The organism is Corallococcus sp. CA054B (genome assembly GCF_003611625.1).
GTDB lineage: Bacteria > Myxococcota > Myxococcia > Myxococcales > Myxococcaceae > Corallococcus > Corallococcus coralloides.
In genome coordinates this window covers 1-25,347 of the sequence record NZ_RAVY01000011.1, presented here as the reverse complement: position 1 = coordinate 25,347, position 25,347 = coordinate 1, and the positions used below count along the sequence as shown (strand labels likewise).

Below are 25,347 nucleotides of genomic sequence, written 5' to 3'. Positions count from 1 at the left end.
CGCGCAAGGGGGATACGCCGGCCCCGCCCGCTATTCTCACGAAGCGCGAAGTCACTCCCCGGGCTCACGGTGCACGCATGGACGGGCCCCCCTCCTCGACGGCGGGAACACATCACCGGATGCCACCTGACACCCGGGTGGCCCGGGTCACTGCGCACGGGAGCACGGTCGGCGTCCGCGATGCGCAATGGCAGACAGGTGCGGAGGAGTCCCCACTCCCGGCCTCGTGAAGCGTTCCGACATTTCCGGTGTCCCTTTTCCCGGAGAACGCACATGGCGCATCGTCCCGCCCCTCCGCCGCCGCTTTCCGACAATGCCATCCAGGTGGAGGCCGTGGCCTTCATGGATGCAAGGGGACACTGGCTGACCGCCGTCGCGTCGCGGCGGGTGGCGGCGGTGCGCGAGTTCTTCCGGCAACACGCCCACCTGCGGCGCGACTTCGTCCGGGAGCGGGCCGAGGAGGAACGCCAGGAGGGACGGCTCGCGCTGGAGCTGTTCTCCCGCGCGGCCCAGCGTGTCCGGTGGCTGCTCACCACGGGTGACGGCCCCAGCACGCGCATCCATGGCGCGGAGGCCGGACGCGACCTGGGCCTGCTGTTCGCGGGCACGGACTCCGGACTGGATGGCCTGACGTCGGAGCGGGAGCAGCGCTGGAACCTCAACCACCCGCATCCGCTGCCGCCCACCGGCTTTCGCGCGAGCCGCCTCGACGAGGACCAGACCCACCACCTGGCCTTCTACGCGATGTTCGGCGCCTCCAATGACAGCTTCCCCGAAGAGCAGCTGAACAGGCTGATGGGTGCGCTCAGCGACATGGGCCCTCCGGATGATCAACACCTGGCCTGGGACGGCATCGACCTGGGGCGCATGCTGGGCGACCCTCGCTTCGACGTGAACGCCTGGCTCTGGAAGACCGTGGGGGACCCGGTCCAGCTCCCCCAGGCCGCCGAGGCCGTCGCCAGCTAGGGGCCCGGCGTCAGCGGCAGCAGGACGAGCTCCTTGGGGTATTTCTTCGGGTCATCGGGTTTGCCCCAGGGGATCCGCACGTAGGACAGCCAGCGTCCATCGGGCGACACCAGGGGAGCACGCACGCCGTAGGCCTCGGACTCCAGGGGCAGCTTCGAGCACATCCACGGGCGCACCGCCGTGCACAGCCACGGCGAGCGTTCGTTCTTCGGGACGTGCAGCAGGACCCGGCCATTCCTCAGCGAGGCGGAGCCTCCGCCGGCCCGCGCCGCGAGCGCCAGCTCCTCCACGGTGGGTGCACGCGTGCGCACGGGGCCCGCGTCCTCGGGGACCTCGATGACCTTGAACTCCGGGGCCAGGTCGCCGCGCGAGGTGTCCGCGATCAACGAGGCCCGCGACGACAGCGGCAGCACGTCTCGCATCTGCTCCGAAAGGGGAACGGAGCGGCCTCCCATCGGGTAGCACGCGCCCGGGTGATACTGCGACTTCAGGAGCAGGTCCTCTCGCGGGAACGGGCGGTCCTGCCTGGCGACCACGGGCCCCCACTTGCGCGCCGCCGGGTCGTAGCAGCGCACCTGTGCCCCATCCGGCTGGACCAGACACAGGGTGCCATCCCGCCAGTACAACTGGGGCTGACGCTCCGGGGGGATGCTGGGGACGAACGGCACCTGGCCGATGACCTCCGCCTTGCCCTTCACCGCCCCGGCGCTCAGCGGAAGCGGAAGGGTGGCGGCCTTGAGCCGCTGCTGGAGGGCGCGCATGCCGTAGCGCTCCGCGCAGGCGCCGTCGGTCTTCAGCGAGCCATGCAGCTCCGGGTGGACCCCGTCCGCGAGCGCCCGCCGGGCGGAGATGGCCTCCAGCGCCGTGGAGAGACAGCCCATGCGGGAGATGCGCCCCTCCTCCTTGTTCATCGCGAACGAGGCGTCTCGCGCGTCGTCATTCATCTCCACCAGCCGCGCGAAGGCGGCCAGGGCCTCGCGAGCGGAGGCGTCGTCGCGGGCGAGCAGCGCCAGGAGGCGGGCTTCCGTTTCCGGCGCCAGGTCCCAGCGCACCGCGCCGAACGCGCCCATGTTCGCGTCCAGCGTCAACGCGGGGACGTCAGGCACGCCCTCCATCCACAATGACAGACGGCCCGGCTGGCAGCGCATCTTCACCTCGCCTTCGGCTGACGGACTGTCCCCCGCGATGGCGAAGCCGCCGCGGGAGAACCGCAGCCCTCCGGGCGCGGACAGCCTTTGAGACATCCTCACCCCGTCGCCGCGGCAGTCGCTCAGAGGGTCGACGGGGTTGTACGGCCCGACGATGCGCAGCGTCTCCAGCTCGAAGGGGATGCGTGGATCCTGGCCCAGGTCGCAGGAGATCCGCGCGCGGGTGATCCGATCGTCTTCGTCCCTCTTCAGCGACGGCCCTTCCCAGGTCGGCTTCTGCATCACGACGTCCGTCCGCACGAGGCGCGGTTCCTTCGAAGCGAACACGCGGGGCGCGACGTACGGGCCCATTTTCAGGGAGCGCACGACCAGCGTCCGGGTCTCGTCGTCCGAGTCCACCTTGCCCGGCTTGGGACGGCGCATGTAGGCGACCCACCGGCCGTCCGGGGACACGCGGGCCTCCGACAGGTCCTGGCTGCTCTCCTCCTGGCCCGGACCGTCCCATTGGAGGGACCAGCACCTCAGGGGCCTGCGCACGGAGCAGAACTGCTTGCGCTCCTCGTCCAGGATGAACCGGCCTTCGGCGAAGAGCCGGGAGCCGGTGGACGCGAGCATCGCCTTCTTCAGCTCCTCCGCTTCCGGCGCGCGAAGGCGTGGAGGACCGTCCCCTTCAGGGACCTCCAGGACCAGGGCCTCGTGGGTCGCGCTTTGCCAGTACAGGACGGCCCGGGGAGACAAGCGCAGGACGGGCTCATGAAGCTCGGGAGGCCGGACGTTCCGGGTCCCCAGGGGAATGCCGCAGGCCCCCGCGCGAGCGGTCCAGGCGGACGGGTCACCCCGGTCCAAGGGGACAGCCTTGCTCCAGCGCCGCGCCACGGGGTCGTAGCAGCGCATCTGCTTGCCGGTGTCCTGCTGCGCCACGCACAACCGTCCCTGGCGCCAGAACAAGTCCGAGTCCACGAGCGAGCCGAACTGGACCGGCGACTTGGATGGCTGGACCTCGCCAATCTCCTCGGGAGCGCCTGTCTCCAATGGCGGCCGGTCTTCCTCCGGCTGCGGATCCACCATGATATCGAGAGGGGCGTACTCGGCCCGGTCACCGCCCGAGGCCAGCGCGACGCGATACCGGGCGCGCACGAGCGCGGCGGCCAGTCCCGCGACGCTGTCCGCCTCCAGGTTCGCGTCACGACCGTACAGGCGGGAGGGAACGCCCTTGCCGACCAGGAAGTCCAGCTCCTCCAGTGCCCGGCGGGCCCCGGCGTCGTCGCGGACCAGCAGGGGCAGGATGCGGGCTTCGCTGTCCCGGGACACCCGGAACTTCACGGAGGCGGAGGCGGCACCGATACCGATGGGCTCCAGCCGCAGCAGGGGGGCCTCGGGCACGCCTTCCACGGACAGCTCCAGCCGCCGTGCCTCACAGCGCACGCGGATGCGGGGGCGCGGGGGAGGCGGTGGCAGCTGGGTGCCAGGAGCGTCATCCACGATGCGAAAGCGGCGCTCGACGTGTGAGCCATCTGGCAGAGACAGCTTCTGGGTGATGACCACCTCCGCGGGCTGGCAGGAGTCCGGCCTGGCCTGCGTCACCTCCACGGTCTGGGAGGCGGTGATGTCGGGGGTCTTGCCCAGCCCCAGGTCGCAGGGGGCGGACCCGGTGAGCTTTTCAGGAAGCGCCTTCGCCTCCGCGAAGGTCCGCGGCTCGGCGTCGAGGACCACGCCTGGCGACGGCGGTTCCGCGGCGGACGCGGACAGGGTCAGCAGGAGCCCCAGGCACCACCCACGAACGATACGAAAGTGCATGTGTCCCGGACCGTAGCAGCAGGTCATCCTCCGCCGTCCAGGGAGGGGAATGCACGCTGGCGCACCGTCACCGCACATCCCGGTAGCCAGCACACGCGCGTCACGCCACGCTGGCCCTTCCGTGGACGACACCCGCCTTCCCGACCCCGAAGCCCTCCGCCCGCTGCTCACCGACGCCCTGTCGCTGCCCGCGCTCCAGCCGCATGGCCCGCGCCTGGAGCGGCTCCTGGAGGACTACGCGCGGGGCATGGCCCGGAAGGACGCGCCGCTCGTCGTCGCGCTGGTGGGCGCCACCGGCGCGGGCAAGTCCACCCTGCTCAACGCCCTCTCCGGCCAGAACCTCTCCCGCGAGGGCGTGGACCGCCCCACCAGCACCGTCTCCACCCTCTTCGCGCCGGAGGGCACGGCCACGGACGAGCTGGCCCGCACGGGCGCGCGCGTCGTGCGCTACACGCCCGGCCCCCAGGGCCTGTGGAGCGGCCAGGTCTTCATCGACACGCCGGACCTGAACAGCGTGGCCACGGCGCACCGCGACGTGGCGCGCGCCGCGCTGGACAAGGCGGACGTGGCGCTCGTGGTCATGCACCGGGGCAGCGTCGCGGAGGCCACCCAGGTGGAGTTCCTCGCCGAGTTCGCCCGCCGCCGCGCGCTCGTCTTCATCCTCAACTTCGCGGACGAGCTGTCCGCTGAATCCCGCGACGCGCTGAAGTCCCAGGTCCGCCGCGTGGCCACCCAGCACTACGGCCTGGCCGCGGAGGACGTGCCCGTCTTCGCCATCAGCGCCAGAGCCGCGAAGGACGGACAGGACGTCTCCGGCGAGTTCGGCCCGCTCCTCTTCCACCTGCGGGGCCTTGCCACCCAGGCCGTCGCCGCGCGCGTGCGCCACACCAACGCCCTGGGCGCGCTGGAGGAGTTCGCCTCCACCGTGCAGACGGCGCTCAACGACACGGACGCCCTGCTCGCGAAGACGCGCACCGCGCTGGACGCGGGGCTCGCGCGCGCGGCGGAGTCGCTCCAGGCGGACTTCGACGCGCGGCTGTCCCTGGCCCACGGCCACCTGGCGTCGGAGGTCCGCCGTCAGGCCGCGGGCCGCTTCTGGGGTCCGGCCGCGTGGGGGCTGCGGCTGTCATTGTGGGGCGCGTCCGGGATGGGCGTGGGGGCGCTCGTCGCGCGCCGCAGCCTGCCCGCGGGGCTCGCGGTGGCGGCGGCCTCCACGGTGGTGGACGCGGTGAGGGACCGCACCCGCGCCCGCGCCGCGGAGGTGGCCGTGGTGGAGCCCTTCGAGGACGACTTCCTCGCGGAGTCCGCCGCGCGCACCGCCCTGGCGGAGGCGCGCAGCGTGGCGCGCACGCAGGGGCTGGAGGCGGAATCGCTGGGCGTTCCGGACGTGGAGGTGATGCTGGCGGAGCTGCGCGTGGCCCGCGCGGGGGCCTGGCGCTACACGGCATCCACCGCCGTCGCGGAGGCCGTGGCCCGCTGGTGGCGCACGGCCCGGTGGCTGGTGTTGCCGCTCATCAACCTGCCCCTGCTCGCACTGCTGGGGCACGTGGGCTACCGCGTGGTGCGCGGATACGTCGAAGGCCCCCTGTTGCCGTTGGAGTACTTCCTCAACGCGGGGGCCTTCTTCGGGCTGCTCGCGGGCGCCGGAGCGCTGCTCGCGTCAGCGAGTCTCGTCGGAGCCGGTCGCCATGCGGGGAGAGCGGGCCGGGCTCGGTTTGTCGAGGCCCTCGCCGCCCTGGGCAGGAGGCTGGGAGAGGCCGTCGATGATGGCCTTGGCACCGGGCGGCAGGCCGCGAGACGCATCCTGGAGCGGATTCGCGCTGTCGGGTGACATGGACATGACGGCCTGGCCGGGCAGGTGGACGCCGCCGTTGGAGGCCATCATCGGCTGCGCGGAGTCCTTGCACAGCGGCGCCGACACCAGCGTGTCACGCACCGGATCGCCATAGCCCACGATGCGCGCGGGCACGGAGGGGTTGTTCCAGCCGGAGCCCTGCTCCTTGGCGACCTTGAAGTGCAGGTGCGCGCCGCACGACCAGCCCGTCGCGCCGGAGAAGCCGATGAGCTGGCCCTCCTTCACCTTCTCACCGACCTTCACCACCACGGCGCTGAAGTGCAGGTACTGCGTCTCCAGCCCGTCGCCGTGGGAGATGACGACGTAGTTGGCCAGCGGCGCGAACTGCTCGCCGCACCCGCCCTGCTTGCTGTCGCCACGCGCCATGCGCACGACGCCGTCGTGCGCCGCCACGATGGGCGTGCCTTCCGGCATCCGGAAGTCCCACGCGTACGTGTCGTTGTGCTGGTGGCTGCCGGTCTCATGACCCTGGCTCACCGTGTAGATGCGACCACACGCGAAGGGCACGCCGACCTCCGGCATGTTCGCGACCGCATTGGCGGAGGGAGGGAGGGCAGGAGCCGAAGCGAGGAGGGAGCCGACGAAAAGAGCGGAGATGTTCATATCGGGGCGGGCGGACAACCGGTGCAAGGGCTTGCGCTATTTCCCTTGGATTTTCGCTCAGTCCCGAACGGATCACTAGCAGCCGAGCCACGCCCCGCTCTGTCTCAAGGGGGCGACCCTTGACCACACTCCAGAGGGAGAATGGCCCGAAAGCACAGGAGCGCCTGCCTCCCTGTCTGCCTGGTTGGCGGGCTTCAAGCCTCTCAAGCCTTGCCGCTCCAATCCCTGTCAGCTGACCTGAGGTAAAGACAGACGCCCGTCTGCTCGGACGCCCCGTGGGCAGGCCCGGGCGGCCGCGATCAGACACCCCCGGAAGGCCCTCTTCGGAAAGTGACTGGTCACTTTTTAAGTTGGCGGTTATCGTCCCTGCATGTCCCCGAAGTCCGCCGCCAGGAAGGCCGCAGCCCCGGTGCGCCGCACCCAGGCGGAGCGCCGCGAGTCGACGCGCCGCAAGCTGCTGGACGCCACCATCGAGACGCTGGTGGAGCAGGGCTACGCGCGGCTGACGACGGTGGAGGTGGCGAAGCGGGCGGGGGTGTCGCAGGGGGCGCTCTTCACGCACTTCGAAACGAAGGAGGAGCTGCTCGCGGTGGCGGTGGAGCACCTCTTCCCCCGCCTCATCCAGGACTTCCTCGCGGGCGTGGGCGCGCGTCCGTCCGGGAAGGACCGGGTGGGGGCGGCGGTGGACATGCTGTGGACCGCCTACCAGCGGCCGGAGCTCCAGGCCGCCATCGAGCTGTACGTCGCGGCGCGCACCAGCCCGGAGTTGCAGAAGGCGCTGGCGGCGGTGGACGGGCCGCACCGCCAGAACATGCACCGCGTGGCGCGCGAGCTGTTCCCGGACGTGGCCGCCACGCACCCGGACTTCGACGACGTGGTGGAGCTGGCGCTGGACGCGGTGCAGGGCGCGGCGGTGGGCGGCGCGGCCCGCCCGGAAGACCCGGCGCACCGCCGCATGCTGGACACGCTGGCGCGCTTCATGCGCGTCGCATTCGCACCCAAGGATTGATTCGCAGGAGGTCAGCAGCCATGGACATGTCGCACATCCCCGACCTCATCACCCCGGCCATCCCGGTGTTCGTCATCACCGTCATCGCCGAGGCCCTCTGGGTGAAGAAGCTGCGGCAGGAGCGCGGCGAGCGCATCAAGGGCCACACGTGGAAGGACACGCTGGCCAGCCTCTCCATGGGCCTGGGCAACGTGGCGGTGAGCGTGTTCTGGAAGGGCGTGGCGTTCGCGGGCTACGCGGCGCTCTACCACCTGACGCCCTTGCGCATGGGCCACGGGCTGGTGGCGTGGGTGCTGCTCTTCTTCCTGGAAGACCTCTGCTACTACGCCTTCCACCGCGTCCACCATGAGAGCCGCTTCTTCTGGGCATCGCACGTGGTGCACCACTCCAGCCAGCACTACAACCTGTCCACGGCGCTGCGGCAGACGTGGACGCCGATGACGGGCTGGGTGTTCTGGGCGCCGCTGGCGCTGCTGGGCTTCTCCCCGGAGATGATCGTCACGCAGCAGGCGGTGAGCCTGCTGTACCAGTACTGGATCCACACGGAGGCCATCGACCGGCTGCCGCGTCCGGTGGAGTGGCTGTTCAACACGCCGTCGCACCACCGCGCGCACCACGCGTCCAACGCGGCCTACATCGACGTGAACTACGCGGGCATCCTCATCATCTGGGACCGCCTCTTCGGCACCTTCGTCCCGGAGACCGAGCGTCCCATCTACGGGCTGACGAAGAACCTGACCACGCACAACCCGGTGCGCATCGCGTTCCACGAGTTCGCCGCCATCGTCAGGGACGCGGCCCGCCCGGGGCCACTGAGCCAGCGGCTGGGCTACATCTTCCGCAACCCGGCGTGGAAGCCCAAGGGGGCGTCTCAGCAGGCGGGGGCGCCTTCGGTGGAGGCCGCGCCCTCGGCACCGTAGGGGCCGTGCCCTTCCGGGTGGAGGACAGCCCGGGGGTGGAACCGACGTCCAGGCGACGTCCAGGCAACGGGGACCGCGACATCGTTGCGTCCGTGCCGTGTGGGCCTTGCTACGGTGCGCCGCGACGGTTCTGGCGGGCGCCGCGCATGAGGTCGGCGCCCCTTGCAAGGGAGTCGGGTCATGACGGAGCGCGAGTTGTGGGAGCGGTACCAGCGGCACCTGTGCGTCGTCCCCTCCGTGGGGCTCACGCTGGACATCTCCCGCATGAACTTCGGCGCGGACTTCCTGGACGGGATGCGCTCGCGCATGGACGCGGCGTTCCAGGCCATGGACGCGCTGGAGAAGGGCGCCATCGCCAATCCGGATGAGAAGCGCCGCGTGGGCCACTACTGGCTGCGCGCCCCGGAGCTGGCGCCGGAGGCGGAGCTGAAGACGGCCATCACGGACATGCAGGCCCAGGTGGCCGCGTTCGCGAAGGACGTGCACGCGGGCAAGGTGAAGCCGGCGAAGGCGCAGAAGTTCACGCAGGTGCTGATTGTCGGCATCGGCGGCTCCGCGCTGGGTCCGCAGCTGGTGGCGGACGCGCTGGGCAGCGGCCGGGACGCCATGCAGGTGCACTTCCTGGACAACACGGACCCGGACGGGATGGACCGGGTGCTCAACGGCCTGGGCGAGCGGCTGGCGGAGACGCTCACCGTGGTCATCAGCAAGTCCGGCGGCACCAAGGAGACGCGCAACGGCATGCTGGAGGCGGAGGCCGCCTACAAGCAGCGCGGCCTGGACTTCGGCGCGCATGCGGTGGCCGTCACGGGCGACGGCAGCGAGCTGGATAACTACGCCAAGGGCCACAAGTGGCTGCGCACCTTCCCCATGTGGGACTGGGTTGGCGGGCGCACGTCGGTGATGTCGGCGGTGGGGCTCCTGCCGGCCTGGTTGCAGGGGCTGGACGTGGACGGCTTCCTCGCGGGCGCGAAGGACATGGACGCGGCGACGCGCGGGCATGACGCGGCGGCGAACCCGGCGGCGCTGCTCGCGCTGATGTGGTTCCACGCGGGCGGCGGCAAGGGCCAGAAGGACATGGTCATCCTGCCGTACAAGGACCGGCTGATGCTGATGTCCAAGTACCTCCAGCAGCTGGTGATGGAGTCGCTGGGCAAGGAGCTGTCGCTGGACGGCAAGGTGGTGAACCAGGGCATCGCCGTCTATGGCAACAAGGGCTCCACGGATCAGCACGCCTACGTGCAGCAGCTGCGCGAGGGCGTGAACAACTTCTTCGTCACCTTCGTGGAGGTGCTGAAGGACCGGGACGGCAAGTCCCTGGCGGTGGAGGGTGAGAACACCAGCGGCGACTACCTGCTGGGGTTCCTCCTGGGCACGCGCCGGGCGCTGTTCGAGAAGGGCCGCGAGTCGATGACGCTCACCGTGCCGGACGTGAGCGCGCGCACGGTGGGAGCGCTGATTGCGTTGTACGAGCGCGCGGTGGGCCTCTACGCGAGCCTCGTGAACATCAATGCCTATCACCAGCCGGGCGTGGAAGCGGGCAAGAAGGCCGCGGGGCGCGTGCTGGAGCTGCAGGGCAAGCTGCTCTCGAAGCTGAAGGCGGCGAAGGCGGAGGCACGGTCGGCGGATCAGCTGGCGCAGGACATTGGCGCGGCGGAGGAAGTGGAGACGGTGTTCAAGCTGCTGGAGCACCTGTCCGCGAACGGCGACCACGGCGTGAAGCGCTCGGGTGGAGCGCGTCCGGCGGAGGCCCGCTTCCAGTCCGTGTGACAAATCATTGCCCGTGAGGGCAATGCCTGACGGTTCCAGGCCCCGGCTAGCCTGGACCGTCATGGGCCGAGCACACGCGGTGGGGCTGTGGCTGTGCGTCCTGGGCGGGCTGGCGGCATGCCCGGACGTGCACCGCCCGGGCGGCAAGCTGGACCGGGCGGCACACAAGGACGCGTTGGAGCAACTGCCGGAGTCGAGCTGCAGCGCGAGGGTCTACAAGCGCCTCTGCCCTGAGGGCGTCGAGCCGAGCGAAGAGTGCATCGAGCTGTGTGGTGGCCCATGACGCGGCCCTGGCACGTGTCCATGAGCCTGGTGGCCTGCCTCGTCATCCTGGCCCCCACACTCTTCGTCCTCCAGCAGGTGCGGGAAGCCAGTGCCGCCCCCATGGCGGAGCCGGAGGGCCTGGTCCCCATGCTGAGCTACGACGAGCGGATGCGGCGGGTGACCTACCACCACACCTGTTCGAAGCAGACCGACTGTGAGTCCCCTCTCGTCTGTTACCGCGACGTCCGCTTCCGGCGCTATTGCACGGACAGCGCCTGCACGACCGACAGTCAGTGCCCCGAAGGACAACGATGCACGACGCTGGCCGTCCCCAGCGCAGGAGCATTGGTCAGGCTCTGCGCGCTCGTCGGCATTCGCCAGGAGGGAGAGCCCTGCCTGGAGACCGCTTTCGATGCAACCTCCGCCTGCAGGGCTGAGTTCGAGTGCATGGGGAGGGATGGCTACTGCGCTCGTGCCTGCACCCCTGGCCAACCCGGGACGTGTTCGGAGGGATTCTTCTGCGCGGACGTGAAGCCGAGGCCCTCGTGTCTCCCCACCTGTAAGGAGCGCGGCTGCCCGCAAGGTGAGCGCTGTGTCCCCTTCGAGGAGGGCACCTCCATCTGCGCGTCCATCTACGGTCCGAACTGCCTGGACACCCCTTGTCCCGAGGGCCGCAAATGCCAGGTGTTCTCGCAATCGGACTTCCCGGGCAAGGTCTGGGCGGAGTGCGTTCATCGCTGCTCCGCCACGAACCCGACGTGCGGCGAAGGCCAGGTCTGCGATGGCTTCCACTGCCTCCAGGCCTGCGATCCCAACGGCCCCAACCCCTGCGCCGAGGGCTATCACTGCGACCGTCGCGGCGAGAAGCTCCCGTGGTCCTGCCAGCCGGACTATTGGCGCGGCGGTTGATCAGCGCCCGACGCTCTGACTGCCCCAGGGTCGACACCTTCATGGCCCCGGGCGCACGGGATGTGGAGGGCCCGGGTGGGTTCCATCCTGAAGGCTCGTCCCCCAGGAGCCTCCTCCCGATGAAACCGTCCTCCGCCTTCCTGCTGGCCCCTCCCCTCTCCGCGCGTGAAACCGAAGACCCGTGGCACGGCACCGTGCAGGGCTGCGTGCGCAGCCGCGATGACGTCACCCTGGCCGCGCTCCCTCGCGAGCGCTACCGCTCCGCCCTGGAGATTGGAGGCGCCATCGGCCTGCTCACGGAGAAGCTCCAGGCGCGCTGTGACGCCCTGCTCTCCCTGGAGACCTCCGACTCCGCCCAGGCCCGCGCCATCCACCGCTGCCGCCACCTGTCCCACGTGCGCTTCCAGCAGATGAGCGTGCCGGAGCGCTACCCCGAGCAGACCTTCGACCTCACCCTGGTATCCGGACGCGGCGCCTGGTGGAGCCTCCCGGAGCTGGCGCTCGCGCAGTCGCGCATCCTCGAACACCTGGAGCCCGGCGGGCACCTGGTCCTCGTGCACTGGACCGGCCAGACGCGCGACATGCGCTGCAGCGGCCACGAGGTCCACGACGCCTTCCGCAAGCTTGCCCCCAAGCGCCTGCGCCACCTGCGCGGTGAGATGGAGGGCACCTGGCGCCTGGACGTCTTCGAACGGCTTTGAACGCCCCGGGTGAATCCCGTCCCCCACCCGGCCCGGGCCAGCGGTAGAAGGGACGTCATGGAACTGGGAATCACGGGGAAGTCGGCGCTCGTCACCGGCAGCAGCAAGGGCATCGGGCGGGCCATCGCCATGGTGCTGTCGCGCGAGGGCGCCCGGGTGTGCGTGTGCGCGCGCCACCCGGAGGCGCTGGAGGCCCTCGCGAAGGAGCTGCGCTCCGAGGGCGCCCAGGTGGCCACGGTGCTCACGGACGTGGCCACGCAGGAGGGCGCGTACCTGGCGGTGGACTCCACGGTGCGCGCCTTTGGCAGCATCGACATCCTGGTGAACAACGTGGGCGGCAGCGGCGGCGCGGGCGCCTTCGACGCGGCCAGCACCCAGCAGTGGAACGACGTCATCCAGCGCAACCTGATGTCCGCCGTGTGGTGCAGCCAGCGCGCGGTGCCGCTGATGCGCCAGCTTGGCGGCGGCAGCATCGTGCACATCAGCTCCATCTTCGGCCGCGAGTACGCCACCAGCGCGCCCTACAGCGCGGCCAAGGCGGGCCTCATCGCGCTCACCAAGGAGATGGCCGTGGACCTGGCGTCCCACCGCATCCGCGTCAACGCCGTGGCCCCGGGCTCCATCTTCTTCCCCGGCGGCAGCTGGGACCGGCGCAATCAGCACGACCCGGAGGCGGTGGCCAAGATGGTGCGCGAGCAGATTCCCTGGGGCCGCTTCGGCACGCCCGAGGAGGTGGCGGACGTGGTCGCCTTCCTCAGCTCGGAGCGGGCGAAGTGGGTGACGGGCGCCACCCTCCCCGTGGACGGCGGACAGGGCCGTGCCTACTGAACCCCGTTGCGGTATGGAGTCCGCGCGAATGAGGCCAACGCATTGCTGAAGCTCTACAAGAAGGACGGCGACACCCTGCGCTACTGGGAGGCGTGGGAGCACGAGGGTGTCGTCACGGTGCACTGGGGCACCGTCGGTGATGGAGGCGAGCAGAAGACCGTTCCCGTCCCCCCGGACGAGGACCCCGACATGGTCATCGCCCAGGAGGCCGAGCCCCACGTGGACGCCGGCTACGACGAGCCCGAGCCGGACGCCATGTCCGTGCTGCTCGTCGAGTACACCGTGCAGGGCAAGGGCACCGGCCATGACTTCGAGCAGCGCAACGCCGTGGAGGAGCTGCTCACGGACGCGCTCGGCTGGACGGGCAACGGCGAGGTGGAGGGCGGCGAGACGGAAGAGGGCGTCATGCGCGTGCACTGCCGCGTGATGGACCCCGACAGCGCCGCGCGCACCGTGGTGGAGGCCCTGGACGCGGAGGACCTGCTCGAAGGGGCCCGCGTGCTGGTGGCGCGAGGCGACGAGAAGCCCCGCGTCGTGCACCCGCCGCTGTTCCCCGTGCTCAAGTCCTAGACGCTTCCGGAGCCTGGGGAGCCTGGCCCCGGGGCCCGAAGACGCGGAACAGCAGCACCAGCGACGGCACCACCGTCACCAGCCCCACCCCGAGCGCCACCAGGAGCAGCCGCTGCACCACCGGCTGCGCCGCGGCGCTCTGGAGCGTCAGGTGCGGGTAGACGAGGTACGGCGCCTGCGACACGGCCCACCCCAGCACGATGAGCCCGCCCTGCGTGGCCGCCGCTACCCGAGCGGCCCGGAAGCGCCGCGTCCACAGGAGCGCGAACGCCGTCACCGCCGCCACCGCGGTCCCCCCGTGCAGCGCCAGCGCGAACGGCGTCTGGAGCAGGCCCGTCCACACCCGGGGAGCGCCCTCGCGCGACAGCAGCAGGGCGGCCAGGGCCAGCGGGAACAGGAGCCCGCCCGTCACCAGCGCCCGGCGCCGGAAGTCCTCCGCCAGCTCCGGCGTCCGCGCTTCGTGCGTGAGGTACACGGCCGCCAGGAACGCGAACATGCCCAGCGTCAGCACGCCCACGGACAGCGCGAAGGGCGACAGCCACGACGCGAAGAAGCCGCTCACCACCGCGTGCCCCTGCATGCGGATGGCGTCGCTGGCCACCGCGCCCACGCACATGCCCAGGAGCAGCGGCGCCACCACGCTCGCCACGCTGAACACCACGCCCCAGCGGCGCTCCACCGCGTCCCCGCGCGTGTCGTAGGCGCGGAAGGTGAACGCCGTGCCCCGGAACACGATGCCCAGCACCAGCAGCGTCAGGGGCACATGCAGCGCCACGCTCAGCGCCGCGAAGGCGCGCGGAAAGCCGCTGAAGAGCAGCACCAGCCCCACGATGAGCCAGACGTGGTTCACCTCCCACACCGGGCCGATGGCGTGGGCGATGAGCGCGCGCTGCTCCGCCTTGCGAGGCCCGCGTGCCAGCAGGTCCCAGACCCCGCCGCCGAAGTCCGCCCCTCCCAGGAGCGCGTACAGCACGAACGTGCCCGCCACCGCGAGCCCCAGCACCGTCGTCTCAATGGGCATGGGCCACCTCGCCATCCGCGGGCGCGCCGGGCGTCTTGGACCCGGGCAGCGTGCCCGCCACCTGCCGCCAGAGCACGAAGAGCACCGTCACCCCGAGGAACAGGTACACCGCCGTGAAGGTGAAGAACGGCGCGGCCAGGTGCGGCACTGGCGTCACCGCCTCGCTCGTGCGCATCACGTCGCGAACAATCCAGGGCTGCCGGCCCCACTCCGTGACGAGCCACCCTGCCTCCAGCGCCACCAGCCCCAGCGGCCCCGTCCAGAGCCACGCGCGCATCATCCCCTTGCCGTGCGGCCACTCGCGGCCCCGCCACCGGCGCCACAGCGTGGCCAGCGCGAGCAGCGCCATCAGCGTGCCCGTGCCCACCATCACCTGGAAGGCCATGTGCACCTTGGCCACCGGCGGCCAGACGTCACGGGGGAACTCGTTCAGCCCCTTCACCTCCGCGTCGGGGTCCGCGAACGCCAGGATGGAGAGCCCCTTCGGCAGGTCGATGGAACCCGACACCGTGCGAGTCTCCACGTCCGGCCATCCGCCCACCCGCAGGGGGGCGCCCGCCTCCGTGTCGAAGTGCGCCTCCATCGCGGCCAGCTTCACCGGCTGCTCGCGCGCCACGTGCTTCGCGGACAGGTCCCCCACCAGCGGCTGCGCGAGCGCCGTGACACACGCGAGCGGCAGCGCGATGGACAGCGCCTTCTTGTGGAAAGCAGCGCCCGGGTGCTTCAGCAGGATGAAGGCGTGGATGCCCGCCATCGCGAAGGCGCTGGCCTGATAGCAGGACAAGAGCACGTGCGCCGTCTGGTACTGCCAGCCGGGGCTGAACATGGCCACCAGCGGCTGCACGTCCGTGGGCCCCGTCGGCGTGGGCGTGAAGCCGGACGGGTTGTTCATGAACGTGTTCACCAGCGTGACGAAGAACGCGCTCGCCGCGCCGCTCACCGCCACCATCACGCCGCTGAACAGGTGCAGGCCCGGCGACACGCGCTCGCGGCCGTACAGGTAGATGCCCAGGAAGATGGCCTCGGTGAAGAAGGCCACACCCTCCAGACTGAAGGGCAGGCCAATCACTTCGCCGTAGCGGCCCATGAACTCCGGCCACAGCAGGCCCAGCTCGAACGAGAGCACCGTCCCGCTCACCGCGCCCACCGCGAACAGGATGGCGGTGCCCTTGGCCAGCTTCTCGCTGAGCTTCCGGTAGTCCGCGTCCCCCGTGCGCCGGTGCTTCAGGTCGCTCAACACCATCAACACCGGCAACGCCACGCCGGCCGCCGCGAACACGATGTGGAACGCGAGCGAGAGCCCCATCTGCGCGCGCGCATAGAGCAGGTCCGTCATGGACATCAGTCTGCTTTATGCGCGCATTTTACGCATTCAGGATTTCTTATCTTTGTCCGCAGGCACCTTGGCGACGCTCCGCGAGGGCACCAGGGTCTGCATGGAGTTGCGGGCCACGGCGGTGGCGAGCGAGGTGGCGAAAATCATGACCACCTTGCGGCCCAGCTCCGCGCCCAGCGGCTTGTCCTCGATGCTGGTGGCCACGCGGTCCGGGTGGGCCCAGGCGCGCTCCAGGGCCTTGCGGCGCATGCGGCGCACGCGCTCGTCGTGGTGGCGGGCGCGGTAGATGGCGAAGCCCACGCCCAGGCCCACCGCCACCAGGGCGGCGGCGCCCACGGTGAGGAGCAGGTCCTTGTTCTGGTTGACGTGGTAGCGCACATCCGTGGCGCGGGTGCGCCGGCGGTCCAGCTCCTCCAGGGTGAGCAGCAGCTCGTCGCGGATGCGGTCCGCGGTCTGCTCCACCTGCTCGCGGTCGCCCATGCGCTTGGTGATGGCGTGGTCGGCGTGCGTTTCGATCTCGGAGGCCTGGCTCATTGCAGCGTCTCCCGGGTCATCTGGAAGTCCGTCTTCAAGCGTTCCTGGGTATGGACCAGCGGTTTCTTGGGAATCCGCTTGGTGCCCAGGAACAGGAGGAGGCCGGCCACGGCCAGCAGCACCACTCCCACGATGAGCACGCCCACGGCGTCTCCCAGGGGCAGCGCCAGGCCCAGCGCGACGAAGAGCACGGCCAGCGACGTGAGGGCCAGCACGGCCCCGGCGCCCAGGAAGATGCCCGCCAGCTTGGCCGCCTGCAGCTCCTGCTTCAGCTCCTTCTTGGCGTGCATCACCTCCGCCTTCACCAACAGGCGGGTTTCCGACAACGCATGCCGGATGAGTTCGGGGGTGGAGAGCGTCTCCAGCTGGCTGCGCTCCAGGCGTTCTGATTCGAGGTCCACGACCGTGCCTCCGACAGGATGACTTCACGGGGAATCACCGACGGTCGCCTGCCTGGCGTACCGGCTGTCCCCGGTCTGTCCCTGAAGGTGGTCAGGAAGGGTGTGTGGGAGAAGTCCCGCCGCACACCCCAAGCGCGTCTGGCTGCCTGCCTGGTGCCCCCGCCCCTCCGGACGGGACCGGGTGGGGCCGGCGGGCCCGGTCCATTAGCGGCGGGTCTTCTGGTGCGCGATCGCCGTGGCCAGCGTCTCGCGCACCTGGCGGGCGCGGAACAGGCGGTCCGCGGTGTCCAGCAGGTTCTCCGCGTACAGCACCTGCTTGCGCAGGCGGGCCGGGATGGCGCGGGTGCCCAGGTGCGCGCCCAGGAGGGCACCGGTGAGGGCCGCGGCCACGTCCGCCTCGCCGCCACAGCGCAGCGTGAGGACCACGGCCTCGCGGAAGTCGTGCGGCACCTTCAGCGTCGCGTAGAGCGACGTGAGCAGCACCGGCACCACGTGGCACGGCAGGCCGTCCACGCCCTTCAGCTCGCTGGGGGGCACGCCCACCTTGCGCAGTTGGTTGAGCGCGCGCTGGGTGTCCCAGGTGAGCAGGCGCGGCAGGTGGCGGATCTCCTCCGCCAGGTTCTTGTCGTGCACCGCGGCGGACAGCGCCAGGGCCTCGCAGAAGGCCGCGGGCGTGAGGGCCTCCTGCTCCATGCCCAGCGCCACGGCCTGCGCGAACGCGGCGGCGGCAGCGGCGCAGACGGGGTCCTTGTGCGTGATGACGGTGAGCACGCCCGCGTCGTGCGGCAGGCGCGCGCGCTGGCCGCTTTCGAAGAGCCCCACCACCAGCGCGCGGCTGAGCACCGACGGGCACTTCGTGCCGAGCGGGGCACCCGCGCTCATCCACGGCGTGCCGCTCGCCAGCCGCTGCAGCGCTTCCGACAGGCTGCGCGGCGGCTGGAGGATGATGCCCTCCTGCCACAGCCACGCCAGGTGCAGCGCCGCGCTGCGGCCGTCCACCTTGCCCTCGCGGATGACGCTCTCCGCGGCCGCGAGCAGCAGCTGCGTGTCGTCGCTGAACTGGCCCTTGGCGAACTTGCCGCGCGGCCGGGGCGCGAAGTCCTCCGCCAGGCCAGGCAGCCGCGCCAGGCTCGCCGGGGGGATGCCCCTCAGCGGAAAGCCGAGCGCATCCCCGATGGCGAGCCCCAGGAATGCCGCATGAAAACGGTCCTGGCGGTCTGCGGGAGTCAGCGGCATCGGAGGGGCGGAGATTACCCGAGCCTCAGCCAAGGACGAGCACCGAGATGAACGCTGCGTGGGCGCGCGACGCGATGGCGGATCGATCATGGGGCCTTGACGTGCACGAAGCGGGTGCGGTGGAGCGCCGGACAAGAAAGGTCCCGCTGGATTGCACCGCGCGCGTCGCCACTGTCCGCCTCCTCCGCCGCAACCACGGCGCAACCGGGGGCGCGGTAGCTATCGCATCCCGCTGCGTTTCAGCAAGCAGGCGAGCCCGTTGAAACGCGCGAGCACGCGTGCATGTCCAACTTCGAATGCTGCGCATGAACCGAAAGGGACGCACGGGTGGCCCCGTGCGCGTGCGCTGCCCACGGGCTCAGGTGTTCACCTTGACGTGAGCGACTTCACTTCATCCAAGCGACGCACGTGTGCGCGCGCGGATCACGCGTCGTCGCGGCCCAGGTTCACCACCGCCATCAAGCGCGCCACCACGGCCTCCGCGCCCTGGTGCAGCCGCGTGCCGTCCCACAGCGCGGGGGACGTGTGGCCGCCGCGCTCGCGCCAGTCCCTCTCCACCTCTTCGTAGGTGAGGTTGCGGAAGCGCACGCGGTCCTCCAGCGCGTGGTCCGTGACGAAGCGGCGCGCGGTGGCGGACGGCGGATCCGCGATGCGGTGGAACAGCTCCAGGACGGGCGAGTCGGGCGTGCTCATGACTTGAGCCGCATCATGCTTCGTCCGGGCCTCCGAACGCGAAAAGGGTGGAGCGCCGGTCCCCAGGTCCCTGGGGATTCGGAGCACCACCCTTCCCGATACCGCGGAGAGACCCTTAGCGGGACTCGGAGGCGCTGATGCGCGCGGCCTCGCGGCGCACCGCGGCCTGCTCCAGCGCGTAGCGCGCGTCCGCGGCGTTCAGGTCCTTGAGGCGCGCCTGGGCCTCTTCCATGCGGCGGCGGGCACCCGCGACGTCGATGCCGGTGACGTGCTCGGCGGCGTCCGCCAGCACCAGCACCTTGTCGTTGCTCACCTCCACGAAGCCGCCCGCCACGAAGTAGCGGTCCTGCTTGCCCGCCTCGATGAGGGTGAGCGTGCCCGGCTCCACCAGCGACAGGAACGGCGTGTGGCCGGGACGCACGCCGAACAGGCCCTCTCCGCCCGGCACGATGGCCTCGTCGGCCTGCACGGACAGGATGCGCTTCTCGGGGGTGACGATCTCGACAGTCAGCTTGGCCATGAAGGTCCTCGTGCTACCGCACTACCGCATCAGAAAGTCAGCCGCTGGGTCTGCGCGCCCACCGGCTCGAACTCCAACACCCCGGCGTCCGTCAGGCGCGGGCCCTTGCCCGGGATGCCCAGCGTGCCCTCCAGCCACTTGAGGTGGTGGGCCAGCTGCCGCACTTCCGGCAGCTGCTTCGTCGTCATCAGCTCCGTCAGCCGCCGCTCCTGGAGCTTCTGCCCGGTGCGGTCGAACTGGGCGGCCACCATCACCCGCGCCCACGCCAGGCTCTGGCCCTTCACCTTCTTCTTGCCCTTGCTGGGGAGCGGCTTGCCCTTCTCCACCAGCGGGTAGAGCACCCAGACCTTCTCCCCGTCGTTGGACGCGAAGTAGAGGTCATCCACCGTCCCCACGCACACGTCCGCCGACCAGAGGGGCCCGCTCTCCTTGAGCATCTCCAGCCGGCACTTCCCCACGCCCACGTCCACCAGGCGGACGCTGTAGAGGCCGTTCGCGCTCACCCGTGCCCGGCTGCCGCGCTCCCCCGCCAGGGCGGAAGGCGCGGCACCACAGATGAGCAGGGCGAGCGCGACGGTCAGGCGCATGGGGTCTTTAGGCCGCCGCCAGCTTGCGGGCCTTCTCCTGCGCCTCCTCGATGGAGCCGACCATGTAGAAGGCGGACTCCGGGAGGTCGTCGTGCTTGCCGTCCGCGATCTCCTTGAAGGAGCGGATGGTGTCCTGGAGCTTCACGTAGCGGCCGTCCAGACCGGTGAAGACCTTGGCCACGAAGAACGGCTGGGACAGGAAGCGCTGGATCTTGCGGGCGCGCGCCACGGACAGCTTGTCCTCTTCGGAGAGCTCGTCCATGCCGAGGATGGCGATGATGTCCTGGAGCTCCTTGTAGCGCTGCAGGATGCCCTGGATGCGGCGGGCCACGGCGTAGTGCTCGGCGCCCAGCACGTCCGCGGACAGGATGCGGCTGGTGGAGTCCAGCGGGTCCACGGCGGGGAAGATGGCGAGCTCCGCGATGGAGCGGTTGAGCACCGTGGTCGCGTCCAGGTGGGCGAACGCGGTCGCGGGGGCCGGGTCCGTCAGGTCGTCCGCGGGCACGTAGATGGCCTGCACGGAGGTGATGGAGCCCTTGGTGGTGGAGGTGATGCGCTCCTGCAGGCCGCCCATCTCCGTGGCGAGCGTGGGCTGGTAACCCACCGCGCTGGGGATGCGGCCCAGGAGGGCGGACACTTCCGAGCCGGCCTGGGTGAAGCGGAAGATGTTGTCCACGAAGAGGAGCACGTCACGGCCCTCCACGTCGCGGAAGTACTCCGCCATGGTCAGCGCGGAGAGGGCCACGCGGGCGCGGGCGCCGGGCGGCTCGTTCATCTGGCCGTACACGAGGACCGCCTGGCTCTTCTCCAGGTTGTCGGTCTGGATGACCTTGGTCTCCTGCATCTCGTGGTACAGGTCGTTGCCTTCGCGGGTGCGCTCACCGACGCCGGCGAACACGGAGAAGCCGCCGCGCTCCACGGCCACGTTGCGGATGAGCTCCTGCAGGAGCACCGTCTTGCCCACGCCGGCGCCGCCGAACAGGCCGATCTTGCCGCCACGGGTGTAGGGGGCGAGCAGGTCGATGACCTTGATGCCGGTCTCGAACATCTGCACGCGCACGTCCTGCTCCGTGAACGGAGGGGGCGCGCGGTGGATGGGCCAGTACTCGGTGGCGTTCACCGGGCCCATCTCGTCCACCGGCTCGCCGGTGACGTTCATGATGCGGCCCAGGGTGGCCTTGCCCACCGGCACCTGGATGGGGGCGCCCGTGTTGCTCACCGGCATGCCGCGGCCCAGGCCCTCGGTGGAGTCCATGGCGATGCAGCGCACGGTGTTCTCACCCAGGTGCTGCGCCACCTCGATGGTGAGGTTGTCCTTCTCCGCGCCCAGGTTGGGGTTGGTCACCTTGAGGGCGGCGTACACCTCAGGGAGCCCGCCGGGCGGGAACTCCACGTCGACCACGGGGCCGAGAACCTGCGTGATCTTGCCAGTCGTCGGGACTTGAGCGCTCATGGGACTCCTCTGCCTTGTCTCGTGTGGCGAGCGGCCGGGGCGCCGCCGCCCGTCAGGAAATCGAACCCCGAAGAGGGGTGTGGGCGGGCCCCCTTTACCGGGGGGTGCCCGGCAGGGTCAAGCCTCCCGGGTCCGCCTGCGTAAGTCCCGCTTAGCGGAGCGGTGTCCCGGGCGCCAGTCCCTTGCCGTTCCCCTCTGCGCCGCCTGCCCGGTGGGGGCCTGAGTGGGGGGGCTGGAAACACAAAGGGCCCGTGCCCGGCGCTCGTGGAGCGCGAAGCATCGGGCCCTCCTGGGGGAGCAACCGGACGGGAGGCGGACTACTTGAGGGCCTCGGCGCCGGAGACGATCTCCATGAGCTCCTTGGTGATGACCGCCTGGCGGGTGCGGTTGTAGAGCAGGGTGTAGCTGGAGATCATGTCCGTGGCGTTGTTGGTGGCGTTCTCCATGGCGCTCATGCGCGCGCCCTGCTCGCTGGCCACGCTCTCCAGCAGCGCCCGGTACAGCTTGATGTTGACCGCCTGGGGCACCAGCCGGTCCAGCACGGCCTGGCGGGACGGCTCGTACTTGAAGTCCACCAGGGCCGGGGCGGAGGTCACGGTCTCCGGGGTGGGCGTGGCGGCGGCCTTCGCCGTGGCGGGCTGCAGCGGCAGCAGCTGCGACACGACCACGTTCTGGGTGATGGCGGAGACGAACTCGTTGTAGACGACGTAGACCGCGTCGACCTCATCGTTGAGGAAGGCGGCGGCCAGCTCTTCCGCGACGTTGGCGGCGGAGCGGTAGTTCAGCGTCGCGTACAGGCCGGCGAAGTCCTTGCGGATGGACTGGCCGCGGTTGCGGAAGAAGTCGTTGCCCTTGCGGCCCACCGTGGAGACGCGCACCTGGAGGTCGCTGTTCTCGTACAGGTAGCGGTTGGCGCGGCGGATGACGTTGGAGTTGAAGCCGCCGGCGAGGCCGCGGTCGGACGTGAGGAGCAGCAGCTCCACGCGGCGGATGGGGCGGGTGGCGAGCAGCGGGTGCGCCAGCTCCTGGTCGGCGGAGCGCACGGCCAGCTCGGAGATGATCTGCTCCAGCGTCTGCGCGTACGGACGGGCGGCGAGGATGGCGTCCTGCGCCTTCCGGAGCTTCGCGGCGGAGACCATCTTCATGGCCTTGGTGATCTGCCGCGTGTTCTTCACCGAGCGGATGCGCTTGCGGATGTCGCGAAGGGACGCCATGGACCGGAAACTCCTCGTAAGTCGTGCGGCGCGCGCCCCGTGACAGCCCGGGCTGGCCATGAGGGACGGCGGGCCCCCTATATAGGCGGGGCGGGGGCCGGTCAACGGCGGGGTGCCCGGACCCGGGCCCCCTGCCCGGCGCCGGAGCCCGGCGCCACAGCCGTCCGGGGGCCGGGCGGGCGTGACCAGTTCCCGCCAGAGGGCCGCCCGTGGTGCTTTCCGACCGGGGGGCGCCGGAAGAGAATGGCCCCTTCCGACTGTTGCGCGGGGTCCATGAAGGCTGGCGGCACGACCAGGGTGTGGGTACGCAGGGGCCTGGGGCTGCTCGGGCTGGCCCTGGCCGTCCTGCTGGGTCTGTCCCACTTCGTGCGCCTGCGCTACCAGGGCCGCATCGTGCCGCTGGCCGTGGCTCCGGAGGCCCCCGTGGCCCTGGTGTTCGGGGCGGGGCTGGCGCCGGGCGCGGTGCCGTCGCCGGTGCTGGCGCAGCGGCTGGACGCGGCCATCGCGCTCTGGCGGCAGGGCAAGGTGCGGTCGCTGCTGGTGAGCGGGGACAACTCCGCGCCCTTCCACAACGAGACGCGGGCCATGCGGCGCTACCTGCTGGAGCACGGGGTGCCGGAGGACGCGGTGGTGGGGGACGAGGCGGGGCTGTCCACCTACGACAGCTGCCTGCGGGCGCACTCGGTGTTCGGCGCGACCCGGGCGGTGCTCGTCACGCAGCGCTTCCACCTGTCGCGGGCGCTCTTCATCGCCAACTCGGTGGGCATCGACGCGTGGGGCGTGGCGGCGGACGAGGGACGGGCGACTCCCTGGCGCTACACGGTGCGCGAGACGCTGTCCCGGGTGCTGGCGCTGGGGATGGTGCTGCTGGAGGTGGAGCCCGGCAGCACTGACGGCCAGCCGCCGACGGCTCCCCGCTGACGGGGGACTGGGCCCGGCAGGCAGGCGGGCGGCGTCCATTGCCGCTCCCGTCCGGGGGTCCCATTTTCGTGGGGACACGGAAGCTTTTCTCAACCGTCCCTGTCGAGGAGACCCCATGAAGTTCAACAAGCTCGGAGACGAGGATGTGGGCGAGTCCACCTCGCTGCGCCACCGGAACCCGGACACCGGAGAGGACGAGATCAACATCTCGGACCAGGACCTCGCGCTGTCGCCGCCCATGGAAGAGGAGGCGGATGCGCGGGACATCCTGCCGGATCAGATCCAGCGCTTCGGCCGGGGCGATGAAGAGGAAGAGGAGCGCGAGCTGACCGCGCAGCCTGATGAACCCGGACCGCGCGCCCAGTCGCCGGACCTGCTGCCCGAGGGGTAGCCGGGTCCAGCAGTCGGGTGAGGCTTGAAAACAGGGCGCGTCCCCGTGAATGGGACGCGCCCTTTGTTTTCAGGAGGGGCCTCTGTCGGAGGCCCCGTGCGGCTCAGGACTAACGGCGCGAGGACTTCTTCGCGGCGCCCTTGCCCGTGGCCTTCTTCGCGGCTCCACGCGTGGATGCGCCCTTCTTCGCGGCGGCGCCCTTCTTCGCGGCGGCCCCGCGCGTCTGAGCGCCCTTCGCGGCAGCCCCCTTCTTCGCGGCAGCCCCCTTCTTCGCGGCAGCGCCACGCTTCTGGGCCGCGCCTTTCTTCGCGGTGGCCCCCTTCGCAGCGGACTTCTTCGCGGCAGCGCCACGCTTCTGGGCCGCGCCCTTCGCGGCAGCCCCCTTCGCAGCGGACTTCTTCGCGGCAGCGCCACGCTTCTGGGCCGCGCCCTTCTTCGCGGTGGCCCCCTGCTTCGCGGCGGTCTTGCCCGGGGCCTTCTTCGCGGCCCCACGCGCAGGCGCGGCCTTCTTCGCGGCGGTCTTGCCCGGGGCCTTCTTCGCGGCCCCACTCGCGGGCGCGGCCTTCTTCGCGGCGCCCTTCTTGCCGGCCGCCTTGCGCGTTCCCGCCCTCGTGGAGACGGTTTCGCTCGGTGCCTCCGCTTCGGTGGCTTCGGCCTTCTTCGCGGGGGCGGACGGCGTCTCGGTGACGGCCTTCTCGCGGCGGGCCTTCTTCACGGCGGGGCGCTTGGGCTCGGGCTCCTCGAACAGCTCCTCCTGCTCGGGGGCCTCCTCGTCACCGCCCTCTTCGGCGGCCTCGGCCTCCTCCTCACCGGTGTCCTCGGCCAGTTCCTCCTCCCGCTCCTCTTCGCCGGACACCTCGGCCTCTTCGGCTTCGAACTCGTCGGCGGCCTCCGCGGCTTCGAGTTCCTCCTCCTCGTCGGCCTCCTCGTCCTCGCCCGCGTCACCGGCCAGGGCCGCCAGGGCGCCCGAGTAGTCACCGCCACGGCCAGCGGGAGCCTCCTCCTCGTCCTCCAGCGCCTGCGCGGCCGCTCCGGACAGCGCTCCCTGGAGCACGGCGTTCATGGCGCGCGCGAAGGTCCGCTCCCCGAAGCTCTCCACCTCTTCCACGGGCGGAATCAGCACCTCGAGCATGTCCTTGAGCGCGCGGTACAGCCGCATCTCCTGCTTCTCGCCGTCCCAGGTGCCGAAGACCCAGGTGTCGCCGTCCAGCGCGTCCACCCAGCCGGGCAGCGGCCCGCCGCCGTCCCCCTGCTCCTCCATCGCGGACTTGCGCGCGACGAACAGGTGCCGGTGCGCCCCCTTCAGCCCGAAGCGCCACACGCCCGCGGCGGGCAGACCCACCACCATCAGCCGGCTCTTCTCCAGGACGCTGGGCTCCCCCTCGCCGCCACGCAGCGGGAACAGCCGCACTTCACCCTGGAACTCACCGCCGTTGAGCGCCTGGTACAGGTCCGCCAGGTCCTCAGGGAACGGGACGCCGCACTCCGTCTCCGCGCGGCGGACCTCCTCCGCCTGCACACCCTCCGAGGTCGCCTTCGCCGACTTGCGCAGTGCCTCCAACCACTCGTGCATGACCCCTCCACGACATCGACAGCCACCAGGGCTCGCACCTTATGGCGCCTTGGGCCCCCGTGAGCAGTGTGCATGTCGGGTTTCGTCCACCCGACGTCCTCTAGACATACCTGGACAACCTGACACG

General features: G+C 70.8%; 24 protein-coding genes and 1 pseudogene. 12 read left to right on the top strand and 13 right to left on the bottom strand.

All coding sequences use genetic code 11. The features are described from left to right. Window positions 1–273: 273 nt before the first annotated feature. The gene (locus D7V80_RS04825; protein WP_120587039.1) at window positions 274–966 is read left to right on the top strand and encodes a hypothetical protein; all 693 of its coding nucleotides are present in this window, start codon (window positions 274–276) and stop codon (window positions 964–966) included. Here the strand turns inward: D7V80_RS04825 and D7V80_RS04820 are convergent. After that, window positions 963–3,911 carry a hypothetical protein gene (locus tag D7V80_RS04820; RefSeq protein ID WP_147446982.1) on the bottom strand — a complete coding sequence of 983 codons (2,949 nt, stop codon included), beginning with the start codon at window positions 3,909–3,911 and terminating at the stop codon, window positions 963–965. The two genes, D7V80_RS04825 and D7V80_RS04820, sit on opposite strands and share 4 nt — an antisense overlap. 121 nt (window positions 3,912–4,032) lie before the next feature. On the opposite strand from D7V80_RS04820, the gene D7V80_RS04815 reads away from it, so the two are divergent. Then, the gene (locus tag D7V80_RS04815; protein WP_120587037.1) at window positions 4,033–5,742 is read left to right on the top strand and encodes a GTPase; all 1,710 of its coding nucleotides are present in this window, start codon (window positions 4,033–4,035) and stop codon (window positions 5,740–5,742) included. 225 nt (window positions 5,743–5,967) lie between these two features. Here D7V80_RS04815 and D7V80_RS43815 read toward each other — a convergent pair. Then, a pseudogene (locus tag D7V80_RS43815) lies at window positions 5,968–6,180 on the bottom strand (M23 family metallopeptidase); the annotation flags it as partial. A gap of 559 nt (window positions 6,181–6,739) precedes the next feature. Here D7V80_RS43815 and D7V80_RS04805 point away from each other — a divergent pair. The 8 genes from D7V80_RS04805 (at window position 6,740) to D7V80_RS04770 (ending at window position 13,340) form a co-directional block, all read left to right on the top strand. After that, complete coding sequence (locus tag D7V80_RS04805) at window positions 6,740–7,378, top strand: TetR/AcrR family transcriptional regulator (RefSeq protein ID WP_120587036.1); 639 nt, start codon at window positions 6,740–6,742, stop codon at window positions 7,376–7,378. Window positions 7,379–7,398: 20 nt separating this feature from the next. Beyond that, entirely contained in the window at window positions 7,399–8,298 is a 900-nt protein-coding gene (locus D7V80_RS04800) for a sterol desaturase family protein (RefSeq protein ID WP_120587035.1), read from the top strand. A 180-nt stretch (window positions 8,299–8,478) separates the two neighbouring features. Beyond that, on the top strand, window positions 8,479–10,068 hold the full coding sequence (locus D7V80_RS04795; protein ID WP_120587034.1) for a glucose-6-phosphate isomerase: 1,590 nt from the start codon (window positions 8,479–8,481) through the stop codon (window positions 10,066–10,068). A gap of 61 nt (window positions 10,069–10,129) precedes the next feature. Further along, window positions 10,130–10,351, top strand: coding sequence for a hypothetical protein (locus D7V80_RS04790; protein WP_120587033.1), 222 nt, complete (start codon window positions 10,130–10,132; stop codon window positions 10,349–10,351). Beyond that, window positions 10,348–11,241 carry a hypothetical protein gene (locus D7V80_RS42545; protein WP_233585137.1) on the top strand — a complete coding sequence of 298 codons (894 nt, stop codon included), beginning with the start codon at window positions 10,348–10,350 and terminating at the stop codon, window positions 11,239–11,241. Before D7V80_RS04790 ends, D7V80_RS42545 begins: the two co-directional genes overlap by 4 nt. Window positions 11,242–11,360: 119 nt before the next feature. Next, window positions 11,361–11,942, top strand: coding sequence for a class I SAM-dependent methyltransferase (locus tag D7V80_RS04780; RefSeq protein ID WP_120587032.1), 582 nt, complete (start codon window positions 11,361–11,363; stop codon window positions 11,940–11,942). Window positions 11,943–11,999: 57 nt separating this feature from the next. Further along, complete coding sequence (locus D7V80_RS04775; RefSeq protein ID WP_120587031.1) at window positions 12,000–12,770, top strand: SDR family NAD(P)-dependent oxidoreductase; 771 nt, start codon at window positions 12,000–12,002, stop codon at window positions 12,768–12,770. Window positions 12,771–12,812: 42 nt separating this feature from the next. Continuing rightward, window positions 12,813–13,340 carry a hypothetical protein gene (locus D7V80_RS04770; RefSeq protein ID WP_120587030.1) on the top strand — a complete coding sequence of 176 codons (528 nt, stop codon included), beginning with the start codon at window positions 12,813–12,815 and terminating at the stop codon, window positions 13,338–13,340. Here the strand turns inward: D7V80_RS04770 and D7V80_RS04765 are convergent. From D7V80_RS04765 to atpG, 10 genes are all read right to left on the bottom strand, one after another. Then, window positions 13,330–14,361 carry a cytochrome d ubiquinol oxidase subunit II gene (locus tag D7V80_RS04765; protein WP_120587029.1) on the bottom strand — a complete coding sequence of 344 codons (1,032 nt, stop codon included), beginning with the start codon at window positions 14,359–14,361 and terminating at the stop codon, window positions 13,330–13,332. The two genes, D7V80_RS04770 and D7V80_RS04765, sit on opposite strands and share 11 nt — an antisense overlap. After that, on the bottom strand, window positions 14,351–15,697 hold the full coding sequence (locus tag D7V80_RS04760) for a cytochrome ubiquinol oxidase subunit I (protein ID WP_233585145.1): 1,347 nt from the start codon (window positions 15,695–15,697) through the stop codon (window positions 14,351–14,353). Before D7V80_RS04760 ends, D7V80_RS04765 begins: the two co-directional genes overlap by 11 nt. A 36-nt stretch (window positions 15,698–15,733) precedes the next feature. After that, a complete protein-coding gene (locus D7V80_RS04755) occupies window positions 15,734–16,231 on the bottom strand; it encodes a hypothetical protein (protein WP_120587027.1) in 498 nt (165 codons plus the stop codon). Continuing rightward, window positions 16,228–16,632, bottom strand: coding sequence for a phage holin family protein (locus tag D7V80_RS04750; protein ID WP_120587026.1), 405 nt, complete (start codon window positions 16,630–16,632; stop codon window positions 16,228–16,230). Before D7V80_RS04750 ends, D7V80_RS04755 begins: the two co-directional genes overlap by 4 nt. 204 nt (window positions 16,633–16,836) lie before the next feature. After that, window positions 16,837–17,868, bottom strand: coding sequence for an ADP-ribosylglycohydrolase family protein (locus tag D7V80_RS04745; protein WP_014400281.1), 1,032 nt, complete (start codon window positions 17,866–17,868; stop codon window positions 16,837–16,839). Window positions 17,869–18,291: 423 nt separating this feature from the next. Continuing rightward, window positions 18,292–18,561, bottom strand: a complete 270-nt coding sequence (locus tag D7V80_RS04740) for a hypothetical protein (protein ID WP_120587025.1) — start codon at window positions 18,559–18,561, stop codon at window positions 18,292–18,294. Between the two features lie 115 nt (window positions 18,562–18,676). Continuing rightward, a complete protein-coding gene (locus tag D7V80_RS04735) occupies window positions 18,677–19,081 on the bottom strand; it encodes a F0F1 ATP synthase subunit epsilon (RefSeq protein ID WP_120587024.1) in 405 nt (134 codons plus the stop codon). Window positions 19,082–19,110: 29 nt separating this feature from the next. After that, window positions 19,111–19,668, bottom strand: coding sequence for a hypothetical protein (locus tag D7V80_RS04730; RefSeq protein WP_120587023.1), 558 nt, complete (start codon window positions 19,666–19,668; stop codon window positions 19,111–19,113). Window positions 19,669–19,675: 7 nt separating this feature from the next. Continuing rightward, window positions 19,676–21,121: a F0F1 ATP synthase subunit beta gene (gene atpD / locus D7V80_RS04725; RefSeq protein ID WP_120587022.1), complete on the bottom strand. Its 1,446-nt coding sequence runs from the start codon at window positions 21,119–21,121 to the stop codon at window positions 19,676–19,678. 317 nt (window positions 21,122–21,438) lie between these two features. Beyond that, the gene (gene atpG / locus D7V80_RS04720) at window positions 21,439–22,335 is read right to left on the bottom strand and encodes an ATP synthase F1 subunit gamma (protein ID WP_120587021.1); all 897 of its coding nucleotides are present in this window, start codon (window positions 22,333–22,335) and stop codon (window positions 21,439–21,441) included. 273 nt (window positions 22,336–22,608) lie between these two features. Here atpG and D7V80_RS04715 point away from each other — a divergent pair, with 273 nt between their 5' ends. After that, window positions 22,609–23,256, top strand: a complete 648-nt coding sequence (locus tag D7V80_RS04715) for a vancomycin high temperature exclusion protein (RefSeq protein ID WP_199738376.1) — start codon at window positions 22,609–22,611, stop codon at window positions 23,254–23,256. 115 nt (window positions 23,257–23,371) lie between these two features. Next, the gene (locus D7V80_RS04710) at window positions 23,372–23,647 is read left to right on the top strand and encodes a hypothetical protein (protein ID WP_120560922.1); all 276 of its coding nucleotides are present in this window, start codon (window positions 23,372–23,374) and stop codon (window positions 23,645–23,647) included. Window positions 23,648–23,756: 109 nt separating this feature from the next. Here the strand turns inward: D7V80_RS04710 and D7V80_RS04705 are convergent, their stop codons facing one another. After that, complete coding sequence (locus D7V80_RS04705; RefSeq protein WP_120587019.1) at window positions 23,757–25,220, bottom strand: SMI1/KNR4 family protein; 1,464 nt, start codon at window positions 25,218–25,220, stop codon at window positions 23,757–23,759. Window positions 25,221–25,347 lie beyond the last annotated feature (127 nt).

What these genes read in the sequence shown, in the direction of transcription:
- D7V80_RS04730 (WP_120587023.1), bottom strand. Translation starts at nt 19,668, where the DNA reads ATGCGCCTGACCGTCGCGCTCGCCCTGCTCATCTGTGGTGCCGCGCCT.
- atpG (WP_120587021.1), bottom strand. Translation starts at nt 22,335, where the DNA reads ATGGCGTCCCTTCGCGACATCCGCAAGCGCATCCGCTCGGTGAAGAAC.
- D7V80_RS04735 (WP_120587024.1), bottom strand. Translation starts at nt 19,081, where the DNA reads ATGGCCAAGCTGACTGTCGAGATCGTCACCCCCGAGAAGCGCATCCTG.
- D7V80_RS04745 (WP_014400281.1), bottom strand. Translation starts at nt 17,868, where the DNA reads ATGCCGCTGACTCCCGCAGACCGCCAGGACCGTTTTCATGCGGCATTC.
- D7V80_RS04740 (WP_120587025.1), bottom strand. Translation starts at nt 18,561, where the DNA reads ATGAGCACGCCCGACTCGCCCGTCCTGGAGCTGTTCCACCGCATCGCG.
- D7V80_RS04825 (WP_120587039.1), top strand. Translation starts at nt 274, where the DNA reads ATGGCGCATCGTCCCGCCCCTCCGCCGCCGCTTTCCGACAATGCCATC.
- D7V80_RS04755 (WP_120587027.1), bottom strand. Translation starts at nt 16,231, where the DNA reads ATGAGCCAGGCCTCCGAGATCGAAACGCACGCCGACCACGCCATCACC.
- atpD (WP_120587022.1), bottom strand. Translation starts at nt 21,121, where the DNA reads ATGAGCGCTCAAGTCCCGACGACTGGCAAGATCACGCAGGTTCTCGGC.
- D7V80_RS04775 (WP_120587031.1), top strand. Translation starts at nt 12,000, where the DNA reads ATGGAACTGGGAATCACGGGGAAGTCGGCGCTCGTCACCGGCAGCAGC.
- D7V80_RS04780 (WP_120587032.1), top strand. Translation starts at nt 11,361, where the DNA reads ATGAAACCGTCCTCCGCCTTCCTGCTGGCCCCTCCCCTCTCCGCGCGT.
- D7V80_RS04765 (WP_120587029.1), bottom strand. Translation starts at nt 14,361, where the DNA reads ATGCCCATTGAGACGACGGTGCTGGGGCTCGCGGTGGCGGGCACGTTC.
- D7V80_RS04795 (WP_120587034.1), top strand. Translation starts at nt 8,479, where the DNA reads ATGACGGAGCGCGAGTTGTGGGAGCGGTACCAGCGGCACCTGTGCGTC.
- D7V80_RS04710 (WP_120560922.1), top strand. Translation starts at nt 23,372, where the DNA reads ATGAAGTTCAACAAGCTCGGAGACGAGGATGTGGGCGAGTCCACCTCG.
- D7V80_RS04705 (WP_120587019.1), bottom strand. Translation starts at nt 25,220, where the DNA reads ATGCACGAGTGGTTGGAGGCACTGCGCAAGTCGGCGAAGGCGACCTCG.
- D7V80_RS04800 (WP_120587035.1), top strand. Translation starts at nt 7,399, where the DNA reads ATGGACATGTCGCACATCCCCGACCTCATCACCCCGGCCATCCCGGTG.
- D7V80_RS04805 (WP_120587036.1), top strand. Translation starts at nt 6,740, where the DNA reads ATGTCCCCGAAGTCCGCCGCCAGGAAGGCCGCAGCCCCGGTGCGCCGC.
- D7V80_RS04790 (WP_120587033.1), top strand. Translation starts at nt 10,130, where the DNA reads ATGGGCCGAGCACACGCGGTGGGGCTGTGGCTGTGCGTCCTGGGCGGG.
- D7V80_RS04820 (WP_147446982.1), bottom strand. Translation starts at nt 3,911, where the DNA reads ATGCACTTTCGTATCGTTCGTGGGTGGTGCCTGGGGCTCCTGCTGACC.
- D7V80_RS04715 (WP_199738376.1), top strand. Translation starts at nt 22,609, where the DNA reads ATGAAGGCTGGCGGCACGACCAGGGTGTGGGTACGCAGGGGCCTGGGG.
- D7V80_RS04760 (WP_233585145.1), bottom strand. Translation starts at nt 15,697, where the DNA reads ATGACGGACCTGCTCTATGCGCGCGCGCAGATGGGGCTCTCGCTCGCG.
- D7V80_RS42545 (WP_233585137.1), top strand. Translation starts at nt 10,348, where the DNA reads ATGACGCGGCCCTGGCACGTGTCCATGAGCCTGGTGGCCTGCCTCGTC.